The organism is Psychroflexus sp. S27 (genome assembly GCF_002810405.1).
Taxonomy (GTDB): Bacteria; Bacteroidota; Bacteroidia; order Flavobacteriales; family Flavobacteriaceae; genus Psychroflexus; species Psychroflexus halocasei_A.
The window spans coordinates 13,965-34,380 of sequence record NZ_NEXQ01000003.1 but is presented as its reverse complement, the minus strand read 5'-3'; the positions used below and the strand labels follow the sequence as shown (position 1 = coordinate 34,380).

The 20,416-nt window shown below is 32.2% G+C and carries 23 protein-coding genes; 14 read left to right on the top strand and 9 right to left on the bottom strand.

The features are described 5' to 3' along the window. Positions 1-200 precede the first annotated feature (200 nt). From hisG to truA, 9 genes are read left to right on the top strand one after another with little or no spacing between them, the layout of a single operon-like run. Positions 201-1,058 (top strand): ATP phosphoribosyltransferase, encoded by an 858-nt coding sequence (gene hisG / locus CAP47_RS00210; protein WP_100774873.1) that lies wholly within the window; start codon positions 201-203, stop codon positions 1,056-1,058. Further along, a complete protein-coding gene (gene hisD, locus CAP47_RS00205) occupies positions 1,058-2,350 on the top strand; it encodes a histidinol dehydrogenase (protein WP_100774902.1) in 1,293 nt (430 codons plus the stop codon). The genes hisG and hisD overlap by 1 nt, the downstream gene beginning before the upstream one ends. Continuing rightward, the gene (hisC, locus tag CAP47_RS00200) at positions 2,350-3,390 is read left to right on the top strand and encodes a histidinol-phosphate transaminase (RefSeq protein ID WP_100774872.1); all 1,041 of its coding nucleotides are present in this window, start codon (positions 2,350-2,352) and stop codon (positions 3,388-3,390) included. Before hisD ends, hisC begins: the two co-directional genes overlap by 1 nt. After that, the gene (gene hisB, locus CAP47_RS00195; RefSeq protein ID WP_100774871.1) at positions 3,387-4,520 is read left to right on the top strand and encodes a bifunctional histidinol-phosphatase/imidazoleglycerol-phosphate dehydratase HisB; all 1,134 of its coding nucleotides are present in this window, start codon (positions 3,387-3,389) and stop codon (positions 4,518-4,520) included. The genes hisC and hisB overlap by 4 nt, the downstream gene beginning before the upstream one ends. Beyond that, on the top strand, positions 4,520-5,113 hold the full coding sequence (gene hisH, locus CAP47_RS00190; RefSeq protein ID WP_100774870.1) for an imidazole glycerol phosphate synthase subunit HisH: 594 nt from the start codon (positions 4,520-4,522) through the stop codon (positions 5,111-5,113). The genes hisB and hisH overlap by 1 nt, the downstream gene beginning before the upstream one ends. A 2-nt stretch (positions 5,114-5,115) precedes the next feature. Next, positions 5,116-5,841, top strand: a complete 726-nt coding sequence (gene hisA / locus CAP47_RS00185; protein ID WP_100774869.1) for a 1-(5-phosphoribosyl)-5-[(5-phosphoribosylamino)methylideneamino]imidazole-4-carboxamide isomerase — start codon at positions 5,116-5,118, stop codon at positions 5,839-5,841. A 3-nt stretch (positions 5,842-5,844) separates the two neighbouring features. Then, positions 5,845-6,603, top strand: coding sequence for an imidazole glycerol phosphate synthase subunit HisF (hisF, locus tag CAP47_RS00180; RefSeq protein ID WP_100774868.1), 759 nt, complete (start codon positions 5,845-5,847; stop codon positions 6,601-6,603). Continuing rightward, a complete protein-coding gene (hisIE, locus tag CAP47_RS00175) occupies positions 6,600-7,205 on the top strand; it encodes a bifunctional phosphoribosyl-AMP cyclohydrolase/phosphoribosyl-ATP diphosphatase HisIE (protein WP_100774867.1) in 606 nt (201 codons plus the stop codon). Before hisF ends, hisIE begins: the two co-directional genes overlap by 4 nt. 8 nt (positions 7,206-7,213) lie before the next feature. Beyond that, the gene (truA, locus tag CAP47_RS00170; RefSeq protein ID WP_100774866.1) at positions 7,214-7,996 is read left to right on the top strand and encodes a tRNA pseudouridine(38-40) synthase TruA; all 783 of its coding nucleotides are present in this window, start codon (positions 7,214-7,216) and stop codon (positions 7,994-7,996) included. Here truA and corA read toward each other — a convergent pair. Beyond that, positions 7,993-9,093, bottom strand: a complete 1,101-nt coding sequence (gene corA, locus CAP47_RS00165) for a magnesium/cobalt transporter CorA (protein WP_238140923.1) — start codon at positions 9,091-9,093, stop codon at positions 7,993-7,995. The genes truA and corA overlap by 4 nt on opposite strands. A gap of 89 nt (positions 9,094-9,182) precedes the next feature. On the opposite strand from corA, the gene CAP47_RS00160 reads away from it, so the two are divergent. Beyond that, entirely contained in the window at positions 9,183-10,535 is a 1,353-nt protein-coding gene (locus CAP47_RS00160; protein WP_100774865.1) for an NAD-dependent succinate-semialdehyde dehydrogenase, read from the top strand. A gap of 74 nt (positions 10,536-10,609) precedes the next feature. On the opposite strand, the gene CAP47_RS00155 is transcribed toward CAP47_RS00160, so the two are convergent. From CAP47_RS00155 to CAP47_RS00120, 8 genes are read right to left on the bottom strand one after another with little or no spacing between them, the layout of a single operon-like run. After that, a complete protein-coding gene (locus tag CAP47_RS00155) occupies positions 10,610-11,551 on the bottom strand; it encodes a hypothetical protein (RefSeq protein WP_093241454.1) in 942 nt (313 codons plus the stop codon). 6 nt (positions 11,552-11,557) lie between these two features. After that, positions 11,558-12,994 carry an MBOAT family O-acyltransferase gene (locus tag CAP47_RS00150; RefSeq protein WP_100774864.1) on the bottom strand — a complete coding sequence of 479 codons (1,437 nt, stop codon included), beginning with the start codon at positions 12,992-12,994 and terminating at the stop codon, positions 11,558-11,560. A 41-nt stretch (positions 12,995-13,035) separates the two neighbouring features. Further along, positions 13,036-13,353, bottom strand: coding sequence for a DUF6787 family protein (locus CAP47_RS00145; protein WP_100774863.1), 318 nt, complete (start codon positions 13,351-13,353; stop codon positions 13,036-13,038). A gap of 18 nt (positions 13,354-13,371) precedes the next feature. Next, positions 13,372-13,776: a DUF6146 family protein gene (locus tag CAP47_RS00140; RefSeq protein ID WP_100774862.1), complete on the bottom strand. Its 405-nt coding sequence runs from the start codon at positions 13,774-13,776 to the stop codon at positions 13,372-13,374. Positions 13,777-13,796: 20 nt separating this feature from the next. Next, positions 13,797-14,552, bottom strand: coding sequence for a septal ring lytic transglycosylase RlpA family protein (locus tag CAP47_RS00135; RefSeq protein WP_100774861.1), 756 nt, complete (start codon positions 14,550-14,552; stop codon positions 13,797-13,799). A 5-nt stretch (positions 14,553-14,557) separates the two neighbouring features. After that, positions 14,558-15,511 carry an NAD(P)-dependent oxidoreductase gene (locus CAP47_RS00130; RefSeq protein WP_100774860.1) on the bottom strand — a complete coding sequence of 318 codons (954 nt, stop codon included), beginning with the start codon at positions 15,509-15,511 and terminating at the stop codon, positions 14,558-14,560. Then, complete coding sequence (gene serC / locus CAP47_RS00125) at positions 15,511-16,587, bottom strand: 3-phosphoserine/phosphohydroxythreonine transaminase (protein ID WP_100774859.1); 1,077 nt, start codon at positions 16,585-16,587, stop codon at positions 15,511-15,513. The genes CAP47_RS00130 and serC overlap by 1 nt, the downstream gene beginning before the upstream one ends. Before the next feature lie 2 nt (positions 16,588-16,589). After that, positions 16,590-17,630, bottom strand: a complete 1,041-nt coding sequence (locus CAP47_RS00120; protein WP_100774858.1) for an acyl-CoA reductase — start codon at positions 17,628-17,630, stop codon at positions 16,590-16,592. A 63-nt stretch (positions 17,631-17,693) separates the two neighbouring features. On the opposite strand from CAP47_RS00120, the gene CAP47_RS00115 reads away from it, so the two are divergent. The 4 genes from CAP47_RS00115 (at position 17,694) to ytxJ (ending at position 20,215) form a co-directional block, all read left to right on the top strand. Beyond that, a complete protein-coding gene (locus tag CAP47_RS00115; RefSeq protein WP_100774857.1) occupies positions 17,694-18,044 on the top strand; it encodes a 4Fe-4S binding protein in 351 nt (116 codons plus the stop codon). Between the two features lie 137 nt (positions 18,045-18,181). Continuing rightward, on the top strand, positions 18,182-18,799 hold the full coding sequence (locus CAP47_RS00110; protein ID WP_100774856.1) for a PASTA domain-containing protein: 618 nt from the start codon (positions 18,182-18,184) through the stop codon (positions 18,797-18,799). Further along, positions 18,792-19,829: an RluA family pseudouridine synthase gene (locus tag CAP47_RS00105; protein ID WP_100774855.1), complete on the top strand. Its 1,038-nt coding sequence runs from the start codon at positions 18,792-18,794 to the stop codon at positions 19,827-19,829. The genes CAP47_RS00110 and CAP47_RS00105 overlap by 8 nt, the downstream gene beginning before the upstream one ends. A gap of 11 nt (positions 19,830-19,840) precedes the next feature. After that, entirely contained in the window at positions 19,841-20,215 is a 375-nt protein-coding gene (ytxJ, locus tag CAP47_RS00100) for a bacillithiol system redox-active protein YtxJ (protein WP_100774854.1), read from the top strand. Positions 20,216-20,416 lie beyond the last annotated feature (201 nt).

The following is a 20,416-nucleotide window of genomic DNA, read 5'->3' as shown; positions in this document are numbered from 1 at the left end:
ATTTTATAAAATTAATTGCGAGAAGTAAATACAATATTTATGTTTGCACCACTATGAGAAACATACATTTACATCATCATTTATTGACATCGCTTAAGCGCGATCAATACCTGTTTTGATGTAAATTAAAGATAATCAGCTATTGAAGCCCGTTTAAGCAAAATTGTTTAAACGGGCTTTTTTATTTAAAAAACATAAAAATGAATACACTTAAAATTGCAATTCAAAAATCGGGTCGACTGCACGATGAATCACTTAAAATTCTTCAAGATTGCGGAATTTCGATCAATAATGGTAAAGGTCAACTCAAAGCTAAAGCCTCTAGCTTTCCCCTTGAAATATTCTATCTTAGAAATGGAGATATCCCTAAATACTTAAGAGATGGCGTTGTTGATTTAGCTATTATCGGCGAAAACCTTTGCATTGAAAAAGGAGAGGATTTACCAATTGTCCAAAAACTTGGTTTTTCGAAATGTCGGGTTTCCATCGCCGTTCCTAAGACTATGGATTATCAAAATATCAAAGATTTGGATGGAAAAGAAATTGCCACATCTTACCCAAACACCTTAAAAAGATTTTTAAATCAAAAAAACATTAAGGCCGATATTCATTTAATTAACGGTTCTGTTGAAATAGCACCAAATATTGGCCTATCGCAAGCCATTTGTGATATTGTTTCTAGTGGAAGTACACTTTTTAAAAACAATTTAAAGGAAGTTGAAACCATTCTTGAAAGCGAAGCAGTTTTAGTGAGCTCGCCACAATTAAATAAAGAAAAACAATCTTTATTAGATCAATTAAGCTTCAGAATTTCTTCTGTTTTAAGAGCTGAAAATTCAAAATATGTCTTATTAAATGCACCTAACGATAAGTTGGACGACATTATTAAAATCCTTCCAGGAATGAAAAGTCCCACAATTATGCCTTTAGCTGATAAAAATTGGAGCTCAGTACATACTGTCATTCATCAAGATCAGTTCTGGGAAATTATTGACGAGCTCAAAACTGCAGGCGCAGAAAGTATTTTAATTAACTCTATAGATAAAATGATATTATGATTGAAATTATCAAAAATCCAAATAAATCTGAATGGGCTTCTATTTTGAAAAGACCGACTCAATCTTTTCAGGATTTAGAAAATCAGGCTAAACAAATTTTTAAAGATGTTTTGAATAATGGTGACAAAGCAATTTTAAAATATGCAAAACTTTTTGATAAGTTTGATAATCAAGCTTTTACTGTTTTACAAGAAGAAATTAAAGCATCAGAAGAAAATGTTTCTGAAGACTTAAAATCTGCAATACAAAATGCTTATGAAGCCATTTATAAATTTCATAAAGCGCAATTACAACCAGATTTACCAATTGTAGAAACAAAAAAAGGTGTTTTTTGCTGGCAGAAAAAGAAAGCAATTCAAAAAGTTGGACTTTACATTCCTGGTGGAAGTGCGCCATTGTTTTCAACTGTTCTCATGTTAGCGATTCCAGCCCAAATTGCGGGTTGTGAAGATATTGTTTTGTGTACACCACCTTCAAAAGATAATAAAATTGATCCTGCTATTTTATATACAGCACAACTCTGTGGCGTGACTCAAATTTTCAAAGTTGGTGGTATTCAAGCCATTGCAGGAATGACATTTGGAACAGAAAGTATTCCTAAAGTTTATAAAATCTTTGGTCCTGGCAACCAGTATGTGACAATAGCCAAGCAAATCGCAACAACTTATGATATTGCAATCGATATGCCAGCGGGACCCTCAGAACTATTAGTTTATGCTAATCAGACTTCTGTGCCTGAGTTTGTTGCTGCCGATTTATTAAGTCAGGCGGAACATGGTGAAGATTCGCAAGTGATTCTTGTTGCTGATAATTTAGAGACTATCAATCAGGTGAAAACTGAATTAAATCTTCAAATAAATTCGCTTCCTAGAAAAGAAATTGCAAAAAAGGCAATTGCGAATTCTAAATTTATTTTGATGAAAAATCTAGATTCTGCTTTTGAACTTATTAATTTTTATGCACCAGAGCATTTGATTATTGCAACAGATCAAGCTGATGAGTTCTCTGAGAAAGTGATAAATGCTGGCTCTGTTTTTCTTGGTAATTTGACACCTGAAAGCGCTGGTGATTATGCTTCTGGAACTAATCACACACTGCCTACGAATGCTTTTGCAAAACAATATAGCGGCGTTAATTTAGACGCTTTTATGAAAACATTGACTTACCAAAAACTTGACGAAAATGGCGTTAAATCAATTGGTAAAACTGTTGAAATGATGGCTGAAGCGGAAGGTTTAACTGCTCACAAAAATGCGATGCGCTTACGTTTAAATGCCCTAAAGTTAATCTAATGAATATCAATAAATTAATACGTCCATCTGTTTTAAATCTAAAAAAATACAGTTCGGCGCGAGATGAATTTTCAGATAAAAAAGATGATTTTCAGTTTATGGATGCAAATGAAAATCCTTTTGATACCGAATACAATCGGTATCCTGATCCTTATCAAAAAAGTTTAAAAAAGAAATTAGCTGATCTCAAAATGATCAGTGATGAAAATATTGTTTTAGGAAATGGAAGCGACGAAATTCTAGACTTGATTATTCGAGTTTTTTGCGAACCTCAAAAAGATGAAATTTTAAGTCTTTCTCCAAGTTATGGAATGTATGAAGTTCTGGCTCAAATTAATAATGTGACTTACAAAACATGTCGTTTAAACTCAGAATTTCAACTTGATGTCAAAGCACTTTTAAATGAAGTGTCAATAAACACAAAGATGATCATATTGTGTTCACCTAATAATCCAAGTGGTGCATTGCTTCAAGTGGCTTCAATCAAGAAAGTTCTAGATGATTTTAAAGGAATTGTTGTGATTGATGAAGCTTATATAGATTTTTCTGCAAACAGTTCTTTCATCAACGAGTTAGCACATTATGAAAATTTAATCGTCACACAAACATTTTCAAAAGCGGCTGGTCTCGCAGGAATCAGACTTGGCGTTTGCTATGCTTCTCAAGCTATTTGTAAAGCGATCAATAAAATTAAATTACCATATAATGTTAATACTTTAACGCAACAAAAAGCACTTCAATTTCTTGAAAATATTGACAAAATGAAATCCCAGATAGAAATTATAAAGTCTGAAAGGTCAGTTTTATTTAAGGTTTTAGAATCTTTAAATTATGTTGAAAAAGTTTACCCTAGCGATGCTAATTTTATCTTAGTTAAAGTTGACGACGCCAATAAACGCTATCAAGAATTATTGAATTTCGGTATTGTCGTTCGCAACAGAACCAATGAAGAAATGTGTGAAAATTGTTTGCGAATCAGTGTTGGAAATCCACAAGAAAATCAAAAATTAATTTACGTTTTAAAAGAAATTGACCGATGAAAAAATTACTGATTATAGACAGAGATGGCACTTTAATAAAAGAGCCAAAAGATCAACAAATTGACGATTACGCTAAGCTTGAATTTTTACCTCAAGTCATTTCAACACTTCGTAAAATAGAAGCTGAACTTGATTATGAGTTGATTATGGTTACAAATCAAGATGGATTAGGCACAAAAGCTTTTCCTGAAAATACTTTTTGGCCTGTTCATAATTTGATGTTGAAAACCTTCGAAAATGAGGATGTTAAATTCAAAGAGATCCTGATTGATAAAAGTTTTGCCAAAGAAAAATCACCCAACAGAAAACCTGAAACCGGTTTGCTAAAAACATACATTGAAGGTGATTATAATCTCGAAAATTCTTATGTAATAGGTGATAGGATTACTGATATCAAATTGGCACAGAACTTAAACTCAAAAGCAATTTATATAGATGATGGTCAAAATTTAGGTGAAAAAGAAGTCAAAAACGAACTTCAAGATCTTCAAGAAACTATCGACCTCAAAACAAATTCTTGGGATGAAATTTACGAATTTCTTAAATATGGCCAACGTCAAGCAAAAATCACTAGAAAAACGAAAGAAACCAATATTGAGTTGATGATTAATTTGGATGGAACAGGTGAATCTGAAATTTCAACAGGGATTTCTTTCTTTGATCACATGTTAGATCAAATCGCAAAACACGGCCAAATTGATATTCAACTATCGGTTGAAGGTGACTTGGAGGTTGATGAACATCACACGATTGAAGATACAGCAATTGCTTTAGGTGAAGCTTTTAAAGAAGCTTTAGCTGATAAGTTAGGGATTGAGAGATATGGATTTTGCTTACCTATGGACGATGCTTTAGCTCAAGTTGCTATTGATTTTGGTGGAAGAAATTGGTTAGAATGGCAAGCCGATTTTAAAAGAGAAATGATTGGTAAAATGCCGACAGAAATGTTTATGCATTTCTTCAAATCTTTTTCTGATGGAGCACAAGCTAACTTGAATATTAAGGCTGAAGGCATCAATGAGCATCACAAAATAGAGGCGATTTTTAAAGCTTTTGCAAAAGCGATCAAAATGGCTGTAAAAAGAGATACTTCAAAAATGATTTTACCAACAACAAAAGGAAAACTTTAATGCTCAAAACAGTAATAATAGATTACGGTGTTGGTAATGTTAAAAGTTTAGAATTTGCACTATTGAGATTAGGATATTCATCAATCTTAACAGATGATATTTCTGAAATTCAATCTGCTGATCGTGTTATTTTTCCTGGTGTTGGTGCTGCAGATTCAGCTATGAAAGCTTTAGAGGCAAAAGGCTTGGATAAAGTGATCAAAAATTTAAAACAACCAGTTTTAGGAATCTGTTTAGGCATGCAACTCATGTGTCGTTTTTCAGAGGAAGGAAACACGAACGGACTAGGGATTTTTGATCTTGATGTTATTAAGTTTTCATCCAAAAATCTTAAAATTCCGCAAGTTGGCTGGAATCAAATTGCTGATTTAAGAACAGACTTGTTTCAAAATATTTCAGAAAAATCATTTATGTATTTAGTTCATTCATACTATGTAGAGCAAAATGAAAACTCTAAAGCCTCATCTGATTATGGTGTGAATTATTGTGTTGCTTTTCAGAAAAACAACTTTTATGGAGTACAATTTCATCCAGAGAAAAGTTCAGTACAAGGTGAACAATTATTACTCAATTTTATGAATTTAAAAAACTAATTATGCGACTTATCCCAGCAATAGATATCATCGAAGGAAAATGCGTCAGATTGACGAAAGGTGATTATTCAACCCAAAAAATATATAGTGAAGATCCACTTGAAATCGCCATGGCTTTTGAAGATCATGGCATAGAAAATTTACATCTTGTCGATTTAGATGGCGCGAAAGCTCAGAAGATTATCAATTATAAAGTTCTAGAACGTATTGCCACCAAAACAAACCTCAATATTGATTTTGGTGGCGGTTTAAAAACAAATGAAGATCTTGAAATAGCTTTTAATTCTGGTGCAAAGCAAATTACAGGTGGGAGTATTGCTGTCAATAATCCAGATTTATTTTTGGAATGGCTTGATAAATATGGCTCAAATAAAATCATTTTAGGTGCTGATGTCAAAAACGGAAAAATAGCAACTTCAGGCTGGACAGAAACTTCTGATATTGAAATTGAGAATTTTATTAAAAACTTTTCCGAAGAAGGGATTAAATATGTTATTTCAACAGATATTTCGAAAGATGGAATGTTACAAGGCCCTTCATTACAACTTTACAAGCAAATACTTGACATTAATCCAGAGCTAAAAGTTATTGCTTCTGGCGGTGTTTCTCAACTTTCTGACTTAGAAAATGTTATGCAAATAGGCTGTGAAGCTGTGATTATCGGAAAAGCGATTTATGAAAATAAAATCAATTTAAAAGACTTAGAAAATTTCATTTTAAATAATTAAAATATGTTGACAAAAAGAATCATTCCATGTTTGGATATTAAAAATGGCAGAACAGTGAAAGGCGTTAATTTTGTTGACATCAAAGATGCTGGTGATCCTTTAGAATTGGCTGAATTTTATGCAAAAAATGGCGCAGATGAACTTGTTTTTCTAGACATATCCGCAACTGAAGAAAAGCGTAAAACTCTCGCAAGTTTAGTTGAACAAATTGCTTCACGCATTAATATTCCTTTTACAGTTGGCGGCGGAATTAATTCAATAGAAGATGTTGATGTTTTGCTCAAGTCAGGCGCTGATAAAGTTTCAATCAACACATCAGCTTACTTAAATCCAGAGTTAATTACAGCTATTTCAAAACGTTATGGTTCACAATGTTGCGTTGTTGCGATTGATGCACGAGTAATTAAAGGTGAATGGAAAGTGCATTTGGTTGGCGGTCAAAAAAGTACAGATGCAGATTTATTTGAATGGGCTAAAAAAGTTGAAAGTTTGGGTGCAGGAGAAATACTTTTTACATCTATGGATCACGATGGGACAAAAAACGGTTTTGCAAACGAGGCTTTAGCAAAGTTATCTGATGAATTATCGATACCCATCATCGCATCAGGTGGTGCAGGAAAAATGTCACATTTTAAAGAGACTTTTAATATTGGAAAAGCTGATGCCGCACTTGCAGCAAGTGTTTTTCATTACAAAGAAATTGATATCATCGATCTCAAAAAATACCTTCTTAATAATAATATCTTAATGCGATTACAATGATTAAAAAACCCAATTTTTCTAAAAACAAAGATGGCTTGTTACCGGCGATAATTCAAGATTCTAAAACTAAAAATGTTTTGATGTTAGGTTACATGAATAATGAAGCATTTCAGGAAACATTAACCTCTAAAAAAGTTACTTTTTATAGCCGTTCAAAACAAAGATTATGGACAAAAGGTGAAGAAAGTGGTAACTTTTTAGCATATATAAATCATCAAATTGATTGCGATCAGGATGCTATTTTAATGAATGTAAATCCTTCTGGACCAGTTTGTCACAAAGGAACTGACACTTGTTGGGGAAATGCAAACAAGCAAGAATTTGGATTTTTAACCAATCTTGAAAAGACAATCTCCGATAGAAAAAACTCAGAAGACAAATCTTCTTATGTTAAATCTCTTTTTGATAGCGGCATCAATAAAATTGCACAAAAAGTAGGAGAGGAGGCCGTAGAAGTTGTGATTGAAGCTAAGGATGATAATGATGATTTATTTTTAAATGAATCTGCTGATTTACTTTTTCATTATCTAATATTATTAAATGCGAAAGGCTATGAACTTAATGATGTTGTGAACTTGCTTAAATCCCGTAAAAAGGCTTAATTGCAAACATGAAAAGGAAACGATTTTATTATATTATTAAGTTACAATATTTGGGTTTTCGTTATCATGGATGGCAAAAACAACCTGATGTGATTACCGTTGAAAAAATGTTAGACAAAACATTAAATTATGTTTTGGAAGGTCAGAAATTTAAAGTCATGGCAGCAGGCCGAACTGATGCAAAAGTTTCTGTTAATCAAACATTTATTGAGCTTTTTATGTATGATGAAGCTTTAGATTTAGAAGCTTTTTTACCGTATTTTAATGAAAATTTACCACAGGATATTCGTGCCTTAAGTATTGAAGAAACTGATGCAAAATTTAATATAATTCAACATTCAAAGCAAAAGGAATATCATTATTATTTCTGTTACGGACAAAAAATGCATCCTTTCGCAGCACCGTTTTTGTTGAACGTCAGAGAGAATTTAGATCTCGATATTATGCAAATAGCTGCTAAATACTTTGAAGGAGAACATGATTTTTATTCATTTACATTTAGACCAACACCAACAACGAATTTTGATGGGCATATTTTAAGCTGTGAAATTCTAGAAAATGACGTGATTCAGGCAAATTTCTTTCCTGAAAAATCTTATTATTTAAAAGTGATTGGCAAAGGTTTTAAACGTCAACAAATCCGTTTAATGATGGGCGCCTTACTTGATTTAGGCCAACATAAAATTAGCTTAGAAGAGTTTATTAAATATATAGATGGCAAAAATCGAATCAAATTAACACATGTTGCACCAGCATCAGGTTTGATTTTGCACAAAGTTGATTTAGATTAAAACCAATTTTTTTTCTTAAAGTAAATAATTAATAAAACAGAAATAATAAACATAACGCCTAACACATAATAATATGCGTTGTGATAGCCAAGTTCAGGCATGTTTTGGAAGTTCATACCATAAACCCCAACGATAAAAGTTAAAGGAATAAATATGGTTGACATGATGGTGAGAACTTTCATCACCTCATTCATTTTATTGCTAATGCTACTCATATACATATCCATCAAGCCCCAGACAATCTCTCTATAAATACCAATATTTTCATTGACTTGAAGAATATGATCGTATAAATCGGCTAAAAACCTTTTTGTTTTTGAACTAAATAATTGATGTTTTGAAAGATGTAATCTATTGATGATCTCTTTAGTAGGTGCAACAGATTTTCTGACACTCAATATTTGTCTTTTTAAAACCTGAATTTCCTCAGGAGAAGCATGATCTGGAGCACTCAAAATTTTACCTTCAAGTTGCTCTGTCTTTTGTTCAATTGCTTCAGAAATATTGTAATAATTATCAATAATGGCATCTGTGATGGCATAAAAAAGATAATCAGAACCAGAGTTTCGAATACGGCCTTTTTTGGTTTCTATGCGCTTATGTAAAAAACCAAGAATATCATCTTCTTTGTTTTCTTGAAAGGAAATAACGAAATTTTCACCTAAAATTAATGCATAATGTTCTTTAATGAATTTATCTGAAGCATAAATCATTTTTAAAGTGAGAAAAATATATTCTGAAAACTCATCATATCTAGGCCTTTGTTTTGTATTTGCAATATCTTCCAAAACTAATGGATGTACAGAGAAAAGTTGACCGATTTTTTGAAGTTGATCAACATCAGTTAAACCAGTATAAGTAATCCAATGTACTTGATCTGGATGATCTTTCACCATTTTAAAAGTTTCGTCAATGCTGATGTTTTTAGACCTATTGTAATTTTCTGTATCATAACTTACGACGTCGATTTCAGTATTTTCTTGTGATCGATCGCCCACATAAGTAATTTGACCAGGCATTTCGTTTTTGAACTGTTTTTTTGATTTTAGTTTTAACGACGATAAAGGATGGAGACGTGATTTAGTTTTTCTTTTCAAATGACTTAGTTTTTGATAAACATTATTTCTTAAAGTTTGTGCAAATTAAAAAGCTTTCTCTTTTCAAACCTTTAAATTTAAAATAAAAAATGATAAAAAGTAATAATCCTTACACACAAGAAGAACTTTATAACATTGAAGAACTCAACGAAAAGGAAATTAATCAATCTATTGAAGATGCAGATCAAGCCTTTAAAAGTTGGAAAAAAACTAAATTTTCTGAACGTCAGAAATTGATGCTAAACTTAGCTGAAACATTAGAGTCCGATAAAAAGAAGCTTGCTAAAACCATCACTCAAGAAATGGGGAAACCTTTATCTCAGGCGATTTCAGAAATTGAAAAATGTGCTTGGGTTTGTGAATATTATACAGAAAATGCTGAATCTCAATTAGCTGATAAAATAATAGAAACAGACGCTCAAAAATCTTACGTCAGTTACGAACCAATAGGCGTTGTGCTCGCAGTAATGCCATGGAATTATCCTTATTGGCAAGTCTTCAGGTTTTTGGCTCCACAATTAATGGCTGGAAATGTCGGACTTCTCAAACATGCGAGTAATGTGATGCTTTCTGCAAAAAAAATACAAGAACTTGTTGAAAAAGCAGGTTTTCCGAAAGATGTTTTTATCAATCTACCCATTAAAAGTGATCAAGTCAATAAAGTGATACAGCATCCTAAGGTAAAGGCTGTTACTTTAACAGGTAGTGAAAAAGCAGGAAAAGCAGTGGCAAGTGAAGCAGCAAAGCACATTAAAAAATCTGTTTTAGAACTCGGCGGAAGTAATGCTTTAGTCGTTTTTAAAGATGCAAATATTGATCAAACTTTAGAAACTTGCGTTCAGGCAAGATTTCAGAATACAGGACAAAGCTGTATTACAGGGAAAAGATTATTAATTCATGAAAGTTTACATGAAGAATTTGTTGATAAACTCATTACCAAAGTAAAAGATTTAAAATCAGGTGATCCTAATGATGAAAATACTTTTATCAGCGTCATGGCAAGAGAAGATTTAGCAGAAGAACTCGAAAAGCAAATGCAAAAATCTGTTGATCAAGGTGCAAAAATCAGAATAGGTGGGAAGCGAGATCAAGCTTATTTCGAACCAACAATTTTGGATGATGTTAAACCAGGAATGCCAGTTTTTGAAGAAGAAACTTTTGGACCACTTCTCGCTGTAACAACTTTTAAAGACGAAAAAGAAGCTATTGATTTAGTCAATCAATCAAATTTTGGTCTTGGTGTTTCATTATTTTCATCTGATATAAAAGCAGCTGAAGATGTGATTGTAAACCTGGAAGATGGTGCAGTTTTTATCAACGAACTTGTAAAAAGTGATCCGAGAATTCCGTTTGGCGGAACTAAAACTTCAGGTTATGGCCGTGAACTTTCAGACGATGGTATCATGGAATTTATCAATAAAAAAACGGTTTATATCAAGTAATTATTGAAATTTATCCACTTTAAGCTACTTAGACTTAAGCTTGAGGTGGATTTTTTTAAATAATTTAAAATCAATTATTTAAATCTTTTGATTCTATTGTTTATAAACTCTTGTTTATTCTCTTTATCTAATAGTCCATCCTTTAATAAATTTGCAAACCATTCAGAATAAACTTTTGCACCTTTATGGTTGATATGATGAAAATCACCGCGTTCTGAAGTTGATAAGGGAAATTTTAAAAAGTCTAAAAACTCAATGTCGGCATAACGTGTGTTTAAAATTTCAAGAAACTTTTCATCATTTTTTAATTCAGGATATTTTTCATGAATCGGACTTCTAACAAAAATAACTCTTTTGTTTTTAGCTTGACAGAATTCAATCATATCATCTAAATAAGATAAGTTCTTTTCTGAAACTTCAATTTCTTCAGTGCTTAAATACTTTACATCAGGAGTCACTTTAATGAGAGAGTCTAATTCATAACGTTTCAAATACCTGAAGCCTCCTAAAGCCTTTTCATAATTATGATTGTGACTTAAAATTCTAGTTATTTTATTGTTTTCAGATAGAGACAATGCATTTATAAAATTAACTGGATTTTTCTTAATCAACATTAATTTTTCATCAAAACTCATAAAGCTGGCGTATTTTTCAAAGCCTCTGAGCATATAATCTTTACCCCAAATCCATTGATCTTTTTCTTTATTGATTTGATTATTTGTGAACTCTATGAACACAACTTCTATTGAGTTATTATCCTCTAAAACCTTTTTGATTTTAATAAAATTATAAAAGTAGGATTCAGCTGTAAATGAAATATTTTTGAAATCTGAAATTATAGTATCATTATAAGCAGATTCTGGTTGAGAGTGACCAGTAATAATGTATTTCGGGTGACTTTTAAAACTAAAATCAGCATTTTTATAATCGATAAAAGTTGTTATACAAATTAAGGCGACAACAGCAATTCCGAGTATAGGTATGAAGTATAATATGGATTTAATAAATCTTTTCATAACTGATTAAAACTGAAAATAGATGAATTCTTGTAAATGACCTTTAAAAACAAAGATTAATATACAGATAAAGATATATAAACTCCACCTCATGTAGCGCTTTTTTAATTGTAAAGCATTTGATAATGCATGCTTATTTTTACGGCCAAACCACTCAATAATCAACATAAAAGAGATCAAAATAATGATTTTTATTGGTAAAACTTCAAGTGAGCTAAATATTGAGTTTGAAAATATTTCTGAAATAATAGAAAATGCATGACTAATGTTTTCTGCTCTAAAAAATATCCATGCGATGACAGTCAAACTAAACGTGAGTAATATTGATAAAAACTCACTTAATTTCGGTAAGCTTCTATTGTAAGCTACAATTTCGAGATTATTTCTATTGCTTTTGGTCAATAAAAGTGGCAGAAAATAAACTGCATTTAAAGCTCCCCAAACAATAAATGTCCAATTGGCGCCGTGCCAGAAACCACTCACAACAAAGATGATAAATATGTTACGAATCTTCATTGAAGTGCCGCCGCGACTACCGCCTAAAGGAATATAAAGATAATCTCTAAACCAAGTTGAAAGCGAAATATGCCAACGTCTCCAAAACTCAGCGATATCTCTTGAAAAATATGGAAAGGCGAAGTTTTGTTTTAAATTAAATCCAAATAGGCGAGAAGTTCCTATGGCGATATCTGAGTAACCTGAAAAATCTCCGTAAATCTGAAATGTAAAAAAAATAGCACCAAGAACGAGTGTACTCCCGGAATAATCATCAGAGTGATTAAAAATATCATTCGCATAACGTGCACAATTATCCGCAATTACAACCTTTTTAAACATTCCCCAAAGTATTTGGCGCATACCATCAATAGCGTTTGCGTAAATAAATTGTCGTTTTTTGTAAAACTGAGGAAGCAGGTTTGTCGCTCTTTCAATAGGCCCCGCAACTAACTGTGGAAAAAAGCTGACAAAGGCCGAGAAAGCAACAATATCTTTTGTGGGCTCAAGTTTTTTCCTGTAAATATCAATGGTGTAGCTTAAAGTTTGAAAGGTGTAAAAGCTAATACCAACAGGCAGAATAATGTTGAGTGAGTTCGCATTGATTTCTGTTCCAAAAAATGAAAAAGCAGAAATGAAGTTTTCAAGAAAAAAATTATAATATTTAAAAAATCCAAGAAAACCTAAATTGACGAGAATACTGATCCATAAAAGTAATTTTCTTTTTGAATGGTTTTTTTGTTTTGAAAGAGTAACACCAATAGTATAATCAACAATTGTGCTAAAGGCGATTAAGGACAGAAAACGCCAATCCCACCAACCGTAAAACACATAACTTGAGGCAACAATTAATAAGTTTTGAACCTTAAGATGCTTTTGAGCCACAAACCAATAAAGAGCAAAGACTATTGGTAAAAATATGGCAAAATCAATGGAGTTAAATAGCATATTTTACGATATGTAACATTTAGAAATAGTGTTTTTTAAAACTATTCACAAAGGTTTTTAAAACCTAAACGGCATAACATTTTCTTTTCAAAAGTCCAGAAAAATTTGAATTGACCGAAAATAGCGCCAGTAATGACCAACAGAATTTGATAAATAGGGAAAATAATCAATATCCTTAACGTGTAATAGAATATGGCACCATAAAAAGCTTCAGGAAAAGCCTCTCTATTGATACTAAAAAAATTAAGGACAGGTCCAGTAACAAACAAAGATGTTGATCCTGTCACAGAAAAGACAATAAAGATGATAATGAGCTGAAAGTTAGACTCAACATTCCAGCGTTCTTTTAATTTTTTCATGCTGCAAAACTACAATGTTCAACGCAATTTTTGATTGTATTTCTGTTCAAAAAATAAGAAATAATGATAAAGCATATAGTTCACCTCATATCCATAATCAATATGTGATTGGTAATCAATTTCTTGAGGATATAAGCGCGGTCTAGAATAAACTCGACTATTGTAAATAGTAACATAATATTGATTGCGTTGCTCTAAATAATTTTTCGAATAAAAACCACGAGGTTTTTGTGTTTGCAACCAACTTCCGAAGCCTGGCTCAAAAACAATAACCTCATATTCAAGGCTGTCATTAGCAATTCTGATTGTGTCGCCATTAATCTCAGTATCTGATTGGCTAGATTGATTGTTATTTATTTTAGATGTACTACAACTTGCGACACCTAAAATCATGAATAAAAATATGATTACAAAAATTCTCATAACAGAATGTTTACCTCAATTTAATCATTTTCCGTCATATCAACGATAAATGCATCAGGATATTTTTTATCAATTTTATCTCTAAATCTTTCGGCGGCCAATCTGTTTTTAAATTCTCCAAGGATTAATGTATAAACTTTAACTTCGTTAAATGCTTTGACTTGTACTGTGACTTCTTTGTTATAGCTCAATTTTAAGTTATCTGCTAAACGAATTAAGTTTGCTAATTCTTGAAAACTTCCAATCTGAACTCCAAAAAAATCAGGGCTTAATTTTTCAACGGTCAGTTTATAAAATTCTTTACCTTCAAACTTATCAGCTTTAGCTTCATCGCTAGATGAGGAGCTTATTGGCGAGTTTTTGTCTTGAGGAGGAGTTTGAGGAGCTTCTACATCAGCGTCGTCAATGTGGTCATCAGAAACAATTGCAGAGCTATCTAAAACTTGCATGGTAACATCAGCGACACCTAAACCAATAAAATCAAGCTTTTTTGCAGCAGATCTCGATAAATCTATAATTCGACCACGAATAAATGGCCCGCGATCATTGACTTCAACGATAACGGATTTGTTATTTGTCAGGTTTGTGACTTTTACTTTTGTGCCAAAAGGGAGTTTTCTGTGCGCTGCTGTCATTTTATGATGACTGTAAATTTCACCACTAGCAGTTTGTCTCCCTTCAAATTTATTGGCATAAAAAGAAGCTTTTCCTGTTTGCGTCTGTGCAAATATGCTCATTGAAAAAAGCATGATTAACGCGAAACTAAAATTTTTCATCAAAATTAATTTTTATCAAAGTTAATAATTTGTTGTGCAATATGAAGTCCGATGCGTTCTTGAGCTTCTAATGTTGAGGCTGCAATGCGAGGACTTAATGAAATTTTATCTTGCATTAAAATTTGAATTTCAGGGTGTGGCTCATTTTCAAAAACATCTAAAGCCGCAAAAGCTATCGTGTTGTTATGAAGCGCATTAACGAGCTCAACTTCATCTAAAACTCCGCCAAAAGAGGTGTTGATAACGCCAGCTGTTGGTTTCATTTTTTGAAATTCTTTAGCTGATAAAATCGGTTTTTTCAACCTTGGCGTATGCAATGAAATGATATCCGATTCGGTTAATAAAGTTTCTAAATCTGTTGTTTCAATTTTAAAACTCAATTTTTGTTGATCAAAAAACTCAAGATTGACTTGAGCTTCATTCACTTTAGGATCGTATGCCAAAATCTTCATACCAAGTGCAATTGCTTTTTGAGCTAGAGTTTGCCCTAATTTTTCAAAACCAATGATTCCTATTGTTTTGCCTTTAAGTTCTTGACCATTAGCTGCTGCTTTCTGGATTTCAGCAAATCTTTGATCACCTTCTAGAGGCATATCTCTATTTGTATTTTTCAGATGTCTCATGCAACTTAAAGCGTGAGCAATCACAAGTTCTGCAACACTCTCTGATGTTTGATCAGGAGAGTTGAAAACCTTCAAACCTCTAGTTTTTGCATAAACAAAATCAATATTATTGAGTTCACTTCCCGTTTTTGCAATGATTTTTAAATCAGTACAAGCATCAATAATCTGGCTGTTTATTTTAGTGTCATTTCCAATTATAATTGCTTCAATATGATGCTTATTGATATAGTTAACAAGTTGTGATTGAGCAACTTTAATAGGATAAAGTTTATGGTCTTGGTCTTCTAAAAGCTTAACAGCCGAAGCTGAAAGCCCGTCGTTGATTAATATATTCATTAAATAGTATTTGTGTTTTTTTCAAATTCTTTCATGCAGTTCACAAGCTTTTCTACGCTTTCAATTCCTAATGCATTATAAGTTGATGCACGAAATCCACCAAGACTTCGGTGACCTTTTATTCCACTTATTTGATGCTGATTTGCAAAATTCAGAAATTTTTCATCAAATTTCGAATCTACTGAAGTGAAAACGGCATTCATCATTGATCGATCTTGCTTATTAGCATAAGCTTTAAAAAGAGAGTTTCTGTCTATTTCGTGATAAAGCATTTTAGCTTTTTCTTGATTCCTTTTTTCAATAACTTCTAAACCTCCTTGTCTCACTAACCATTCTAGATTTAACATTGAGACATATATTGAAAAAACAGGAGACGTATTGTAAACACTTTTCGCTTTAATTTGCTTTTGATAATCTAAAATTGAAGGTATTTTCCGAGTGACTTTTCCTAAAATATCTTCTTTCACTAAAACAAGAGTTGCACCAGCAGGACCAATATTTTTTTGAGCACCAGCATAGATTAAATCAAACTGTGAAAAATCTATCTGTCTTGAAAAAATATCACTACTCATGTCGCAAACTAAAGGAACTTCAGTTTGAGGAAAGCTTTTGAACTGTGTTCCATAGATGGTATTGTTGCTCGTGAAATGCAAGTAATCAACATCGCTTGGACACTGGATTTTTTTTGGAATATAGGTGTAATTTTTATCTTTTGAAGAAGCTATAATTTCTGTTTTACCGAAATATTGAGCTTCAGTAATTGCTTTATCAGACCATCTTCCTGTCTCTATAAATGCAGCTTTATTTTCAAGTAAATTATAGGCTGTCATCATAAACTGAAAGCTCGCGCCACCATGAAGAAATAAAGCGTAATAGTTTTTGTTTTTCAATCCTGACAGCTCTAAAGCTAAACTTTGTGCCTTCTGAATAACTTCAGTAAATGCTTCGCTTCTATGAGAAGTTTCAAGAATTGAGAGTCCTGAGCCATTAAAATTTATCACAGCTTGTGAGGCTTTTTCAAAAACTTCATCCGGCAATGTGCAAGGTCCAGCGCTAAAATTGTGTAGCCTTTGCATATTTATAAATCTTTAAGGAAAAGAATTGTATCAACATCATCAGCATAATCCCAAAGTTGTGGAGATTGTGTTTTGCCAAAACCGACATCAGTAAAATCAAGATGTCCGACTTTGCATTGTAACAATTCTTTATCAATATTGAGTTTCTTTTCTATTTGATTTAAATCTTCATAATATTCATAAAACAAGCAAGCGATAGGAGAACTGTATGATTGATCTTCTTTAAGAACTAAAAAGTTATTATCAAACAATTTGATTTCACTCATCAGATAAACTGCTTTGTTATAATCATAATTATTAGCATATTTATGATGATGAATCAAGTCGCCAAAACCATAAATGGCTTCAAAGAATTTTGAAAAATCATAACCTTTAGGGACAAATACTTTTGAAACATTTCTACAACCTAAACCAAAATATTGAAAAATATCATTTCCTAGATTTTTTAATTCGTCATCGGTTTCATTTCCAGATAAAACGGCGACAGAGTTTCTGTTTTTACGAATAATATTGGGTTTGTTTTTGAAGTAATATTCAAAATAACGAGAAGTATTATTACTTCCAGTTGCAATAACTGCATCAAAATCAGAAATTTGTTTGTCAGTCATTTCTAATTTAGAATCAAAGGCACCAGTATTTTGAAGGAATTTCAAAAAATAAGGTGTCAAAAATTGATCTTTTGAAGAGTATTTTAAAATAAGATCGTGGCCTGTCATAAATACAGAAAGGCAATCATGAAAACCAACAAGAGGAACATTTCCAGCTGAAATAATCGCTACTTTCTTTTTGTTGACATTATTTAAATCATAAGGCTTGAGCCAAGTATTAATGTTTTCTTCAGATAAAGCATCTGCCCATGAACGAATTGCTTCATGCATATTTTTAATCGTAAACCATGCATTATGCTGTTTTGATTTTAAGATGATATCATCATAAAAAACTTGAAATTCGCCGTGAAGTTCATCCTTATTGAAAGCGGTTAAATACTTATTTAGAAAGTCTCGAAGTTGTTTTAATCCTTTTTTTTTAGCTTCTAATGACATAGAATTTGTTTTTCAGGTCGATAGTGAGTAATTTTGAGCAAACTTACGTAAATAATAGAAAAAATGGCTATAATAATAACAGATGAGTGTATAAATTGTGGTGCTTGTGAGCCTGAATGTCCAAACACAGCGATCTATGAAGGTGCTGATGATTGGCGTTATGCTGACGGAACTGATCTGGAAGGCGATGTCGTTTTGCCAGATGGAAAAGAAGTGAATGCTGAAGAATCAAATGAGCCGGTGAGTGACGAATTTTATTTCATTGTGACTGATAAGTGTACTGAATGTATGGGCTTCCACGAAGAACCGCAATGTGCGGCTGTTTGTCCTGTTGACTGCTGTATTCCTGATGAAGATCATGTGGAAACTGAAGAAGAACTACTGAAAAAACAAGCTTTTATGCACAAAAAATAGATTTACAAACAAATTTAAAAATCAAAATCGAATCTTAGCGGGTTCGATTTTTTTGATTAAAGTTTAAACATAAAACTTTTGATCTCAGAAATATAGTAAAGCTTACAATATGTATATTTGCAGAAATTCATTTTCAAATGTCATTATTTAAGTTTTTATCTAGCAAAGCTTTTTTGAAGCAAATCATCATTGCTATTCTTTTAATTGTTGTTCTCATCTTTGGTGCGACACAATGGCTCTCAGCTACAACAAACCACGGTGAGACAATTAAAGTTCCTGATTTATCAAAACTCTCATTAGATATTGTTGATAAAAAATTGGATGAAGTGAATATGCGTTTTGAAGTATTAGATTCAGCAAATTACAATCCTGATTATCCAGCTTTCTCTGTTATTGAACAAAACCCGAAAGCAGGAGCAATGGTAAAAGATAATAGAAAAATTTACTTAACAGTTAATCCTTCTGATTATATCGATGTTGAAATTCCTGAAAACTTAATTTCAAGAACCTTAAGGCAGGTTCAGCCAACTCTTGAAGCGATGGGTTTTAAAATTGTTGAAGTTGTTGAAAAGCCAGGATGGGCAAAAGGTTCAGTACTTGAACTGAAACACGACGGTGCAACTTTAGAAGCTGGAGAAATGCTCAAAAAAAATAGTGAAATCATTATTGTTATTAGTGATGGAAGCCTTAGATATAATGAAGAGTTTAGTGAAGAAATAGAATCAGATTCTCTAAAAATAGAAACCAATGAGTGATCAAAAAAGATCAGAACAAGATAATGACGAGTTATACGAGCACCATAGTTTTAAGGCGTCTTCAGGACAAGTTCCTTTACGTGTTGACAAGTTTTTAATGAATTTCATTGAGAATGCTACACGAAATAAAATTCAAGCAGCAGCAAAAGATGGAAACATATTTGTCAATGGAGTTGCAGTTAAGCAAAATTATAAGGTCAAAGCACATGATGAAGTCAAGGTTTTATTAGAATATCCACCTTATGAAAATCTTTTAACGGCTGAAGATATTCCTCTTGATATTGTTTATGAAGATGAGGCCCTACTTGTGGTTAATAAAGAAGCAGGAATGGTTGTACATCCTGGTCATGGTAATTATTCAGGGACATTAATCAATGCATTGGTTTTTCATTTTGATAATTTGCCTAATAATTCTAGCGACAGGCCTGGACTAGTTCACAGAATTGATAAAGATACAAGCGGACTTTTAGTTGTTGCCAAAACCGAAGAAGCGATGACACATCTTTCACGTCAATTTTTTCATAAAACAAGTCAACGTGAATACGTGGCGATGGTTTGGGGAAATGTAAAAGAAGATGAAGGTGTTATCGAAGGAAATATTGGTAGAAATCCTAAAAACCGACTGCAATATATGGTTTACGAAGATGATAATGAGTTTGGGAAAGAAGCCATCACACATTATAAAGTCTTGGAACGTTTAGGATATGTCACTTTGGTGACTTGTCGCTTAGAAACTGGTCGGACGCATCAAATACGCGTTCACATGAAACATTTAGGACATACCTTGTTTAATGATGAGCGTTACGGTGGTGATAAAATTCTGAAAGGAACAACTTTTACAAAGTATAAACAATTTGTTGATAATTGTTTTAAAATATTACCTCGTCAAGCTTTACATGCTAAAACCTTAGGCTTTGAGCACCCGACAACAGGTGAATGGATGAGTTTTAATTCTGAAATACCAAGTGATATTCAGAATTGTATTGATAAATGGCGAAATTATGCTGTCAATAGTATTAAGGAACAATAAGCTTTTTTATAATGGGATTGATCGATAAAATATTTGGCAAAAAGGAAACTGAAGAATCGCAGAACCCAAGTTTGTGGAAGAAATTGACATCTACTGATCAAATTAATGTCATTAAGGATTTATCGAAAGATAAAAAAATTATCATTTTCAAACATTCAACACGCTGCGGTATTAGCGGAATGGTGTGGCGACAATTTCAATCTAAAGTTAAAGATAGAGAAGATGTTCTTTATTTTTACGTTGATATTTTAGCTCACCGAGATGTTTCAGATGCTTTGATGCATGAATTTCAAGTCATTCATCAATCGCCACAATTGATTATTCTTGATAATGAATTGGTTGTTTCACATGCTTCACATAGTGCGATTAACGCTATAGATTTTTAAAAAATCCGATGAGTTGAGGGTATTTGTTAAATGATTCGAAATTTAATAATTAGATTTAATCTTCATGATTAGGTAGAATAGCTTTTCAACGATGAATGTTCTTCAGCAAAAACAAGCTTTTTTATTGTCATGATTGATTGTATTTTCAATAAAAAAGCCTTATTATTCGGTTGATTTTAATAAATTTGAAAGCGATAAATT

Bases quoted from the DNA above. Each gene is read 5' to 3' on its own strand.
- CAP47_RS00120 (WP_100774858.1), bottom strand. From the start codon at position 17,630: ATGTCATTAGAAGCTAAAAAAAAAGGATTAAAACAACTTCGAGACTTT.
- hisG (WP_100774873.1), top strand. From the start codon at position 201: ATGAATACACTTAAAATTGCAATTCAAAAATCGGGTCGACTGCACGAT.
- CAP47_RS00145 (WP_100774863.1), bottom strand. From the start codon at position 13,353: ATGAAAAAATTAAAAGAACGCTGGAATGTTGAGTCTAACTTTCAGCTC.
- hisIE (WP_100774867.1), top strand. From the start codon at position 6,600: ATGATTAAAAAACCCAATTTTTCTAAAAACAAAGATGGCTTGTTACCG.
- CAP47_RS00110 (WP_100774856.1), top strand. From the start codon at position 18,182: ATGTCATTATTTAAGTTTTTATCTAGCAAAGCTTTTTTGAAGCAAATC.
- ytxJ (WP_100774854.1), top strand. From the start codon at position 19,841: ATGGGATTGATCGATAAAATATTTGGCAAAAAGGAAACTGAAGAATCG.
- CAP47_RS00105 (WP_100774855.1), top strand. From the start codon at position 18,792: ATGAGTGATCAAAAAAGATCAGAACAAGATAATGACGAGTTATACGAG.
- CAP47_RS00115 (WP_100774857.1), top strand. From the start codon at position 17,694: ATGGCTATAATAATAACAGATGAGTGTATAAATTGTGGTGCTTGTGAG.
- hisC (WP_100774872.1), top strand. From the start codon at position 2,350: ATGAATATCAATAAATTAATACGTCCATCTGTTTTAAATCTAAAAAAA.
- CAP47_RS00150 (WP_100774864.1), bottom strand. From the start codon at position 12,994: ATGCTATTTAACTCCATTGATTTTGCCATATTTTTACCAATAGTCTTT.
- CAP47_RS00135 (WP_100774861.1), bottom strand. From the start codon at position 14,552: ATGAAAAATTTTAGTTTCGCGTTAATCATGCTTTTTTCAATGAGCATA.
- CAP47_RS00160 (WP_100774865.1), top strand. From the start codon at position 9,183: ATGATAAAAAGTAATAATCCTTACACACAAGAAGAACTTTATAACATT.
- hisB (WP_100774871.1), top strand. From the start codon at position 3,387: ATGAAAAAATTACTGATTATAGACAGAGATGGCACTTTAATAAAAGAG.
- hisA (WP_100774869.1), top strand. From the start codon at position 5,116: ATGCGACTTATCCCAGCAATAGATATCATCGAAGGAAAATGCGTCAGA.
- hisH (WP_100774870.1), top strand. From the start codon at position 4,520: ATGCTCAAAACAGTAATAATAGATTACGGTGTTGGTAATGTTAAAAGT.
- CAP47_RS00130 (WP_100774860.1), bottom strand. From the start codon at position 15,511: ATGAATATATTAATCAACGACGGGCTTTCAGCTTCGGCTGTTAAGCTT.
- serC (WP_100774859.1), bottom strand. From the start codon at position 16,587: ATGCAAAGGCTACACAATTTTAGCGCTGGACCTTGCACATTGCCGGAT.
- CAP47_RS00155 (WP_093241454.1), bottom strand. From the start codon at position 11,551: ATGAAAAGATTTATTAAATCCATATTATACTTCATACCTATACTCGGA.
- truA (WP_100774866.1), top strand. From the start codon at position 7,214: ATGAAAAGGAAACGATTTTATTATATTATTAAGTTACAATATTTGGGT.
- CAP47_RS00140 (WP_100774862.1), bottom strand. From the start codon at position 13,776: ATGAGAATTTTTGTAATCATATTTTTATTCATGATTTTAGGTGTCGCA.
- hisF (WP_100774868.1), top strand. From the start codon at position 5,845: ATGTTGACAAAAAGAATCATTCCATGTTTGGATATTAAAAATGGCAGA.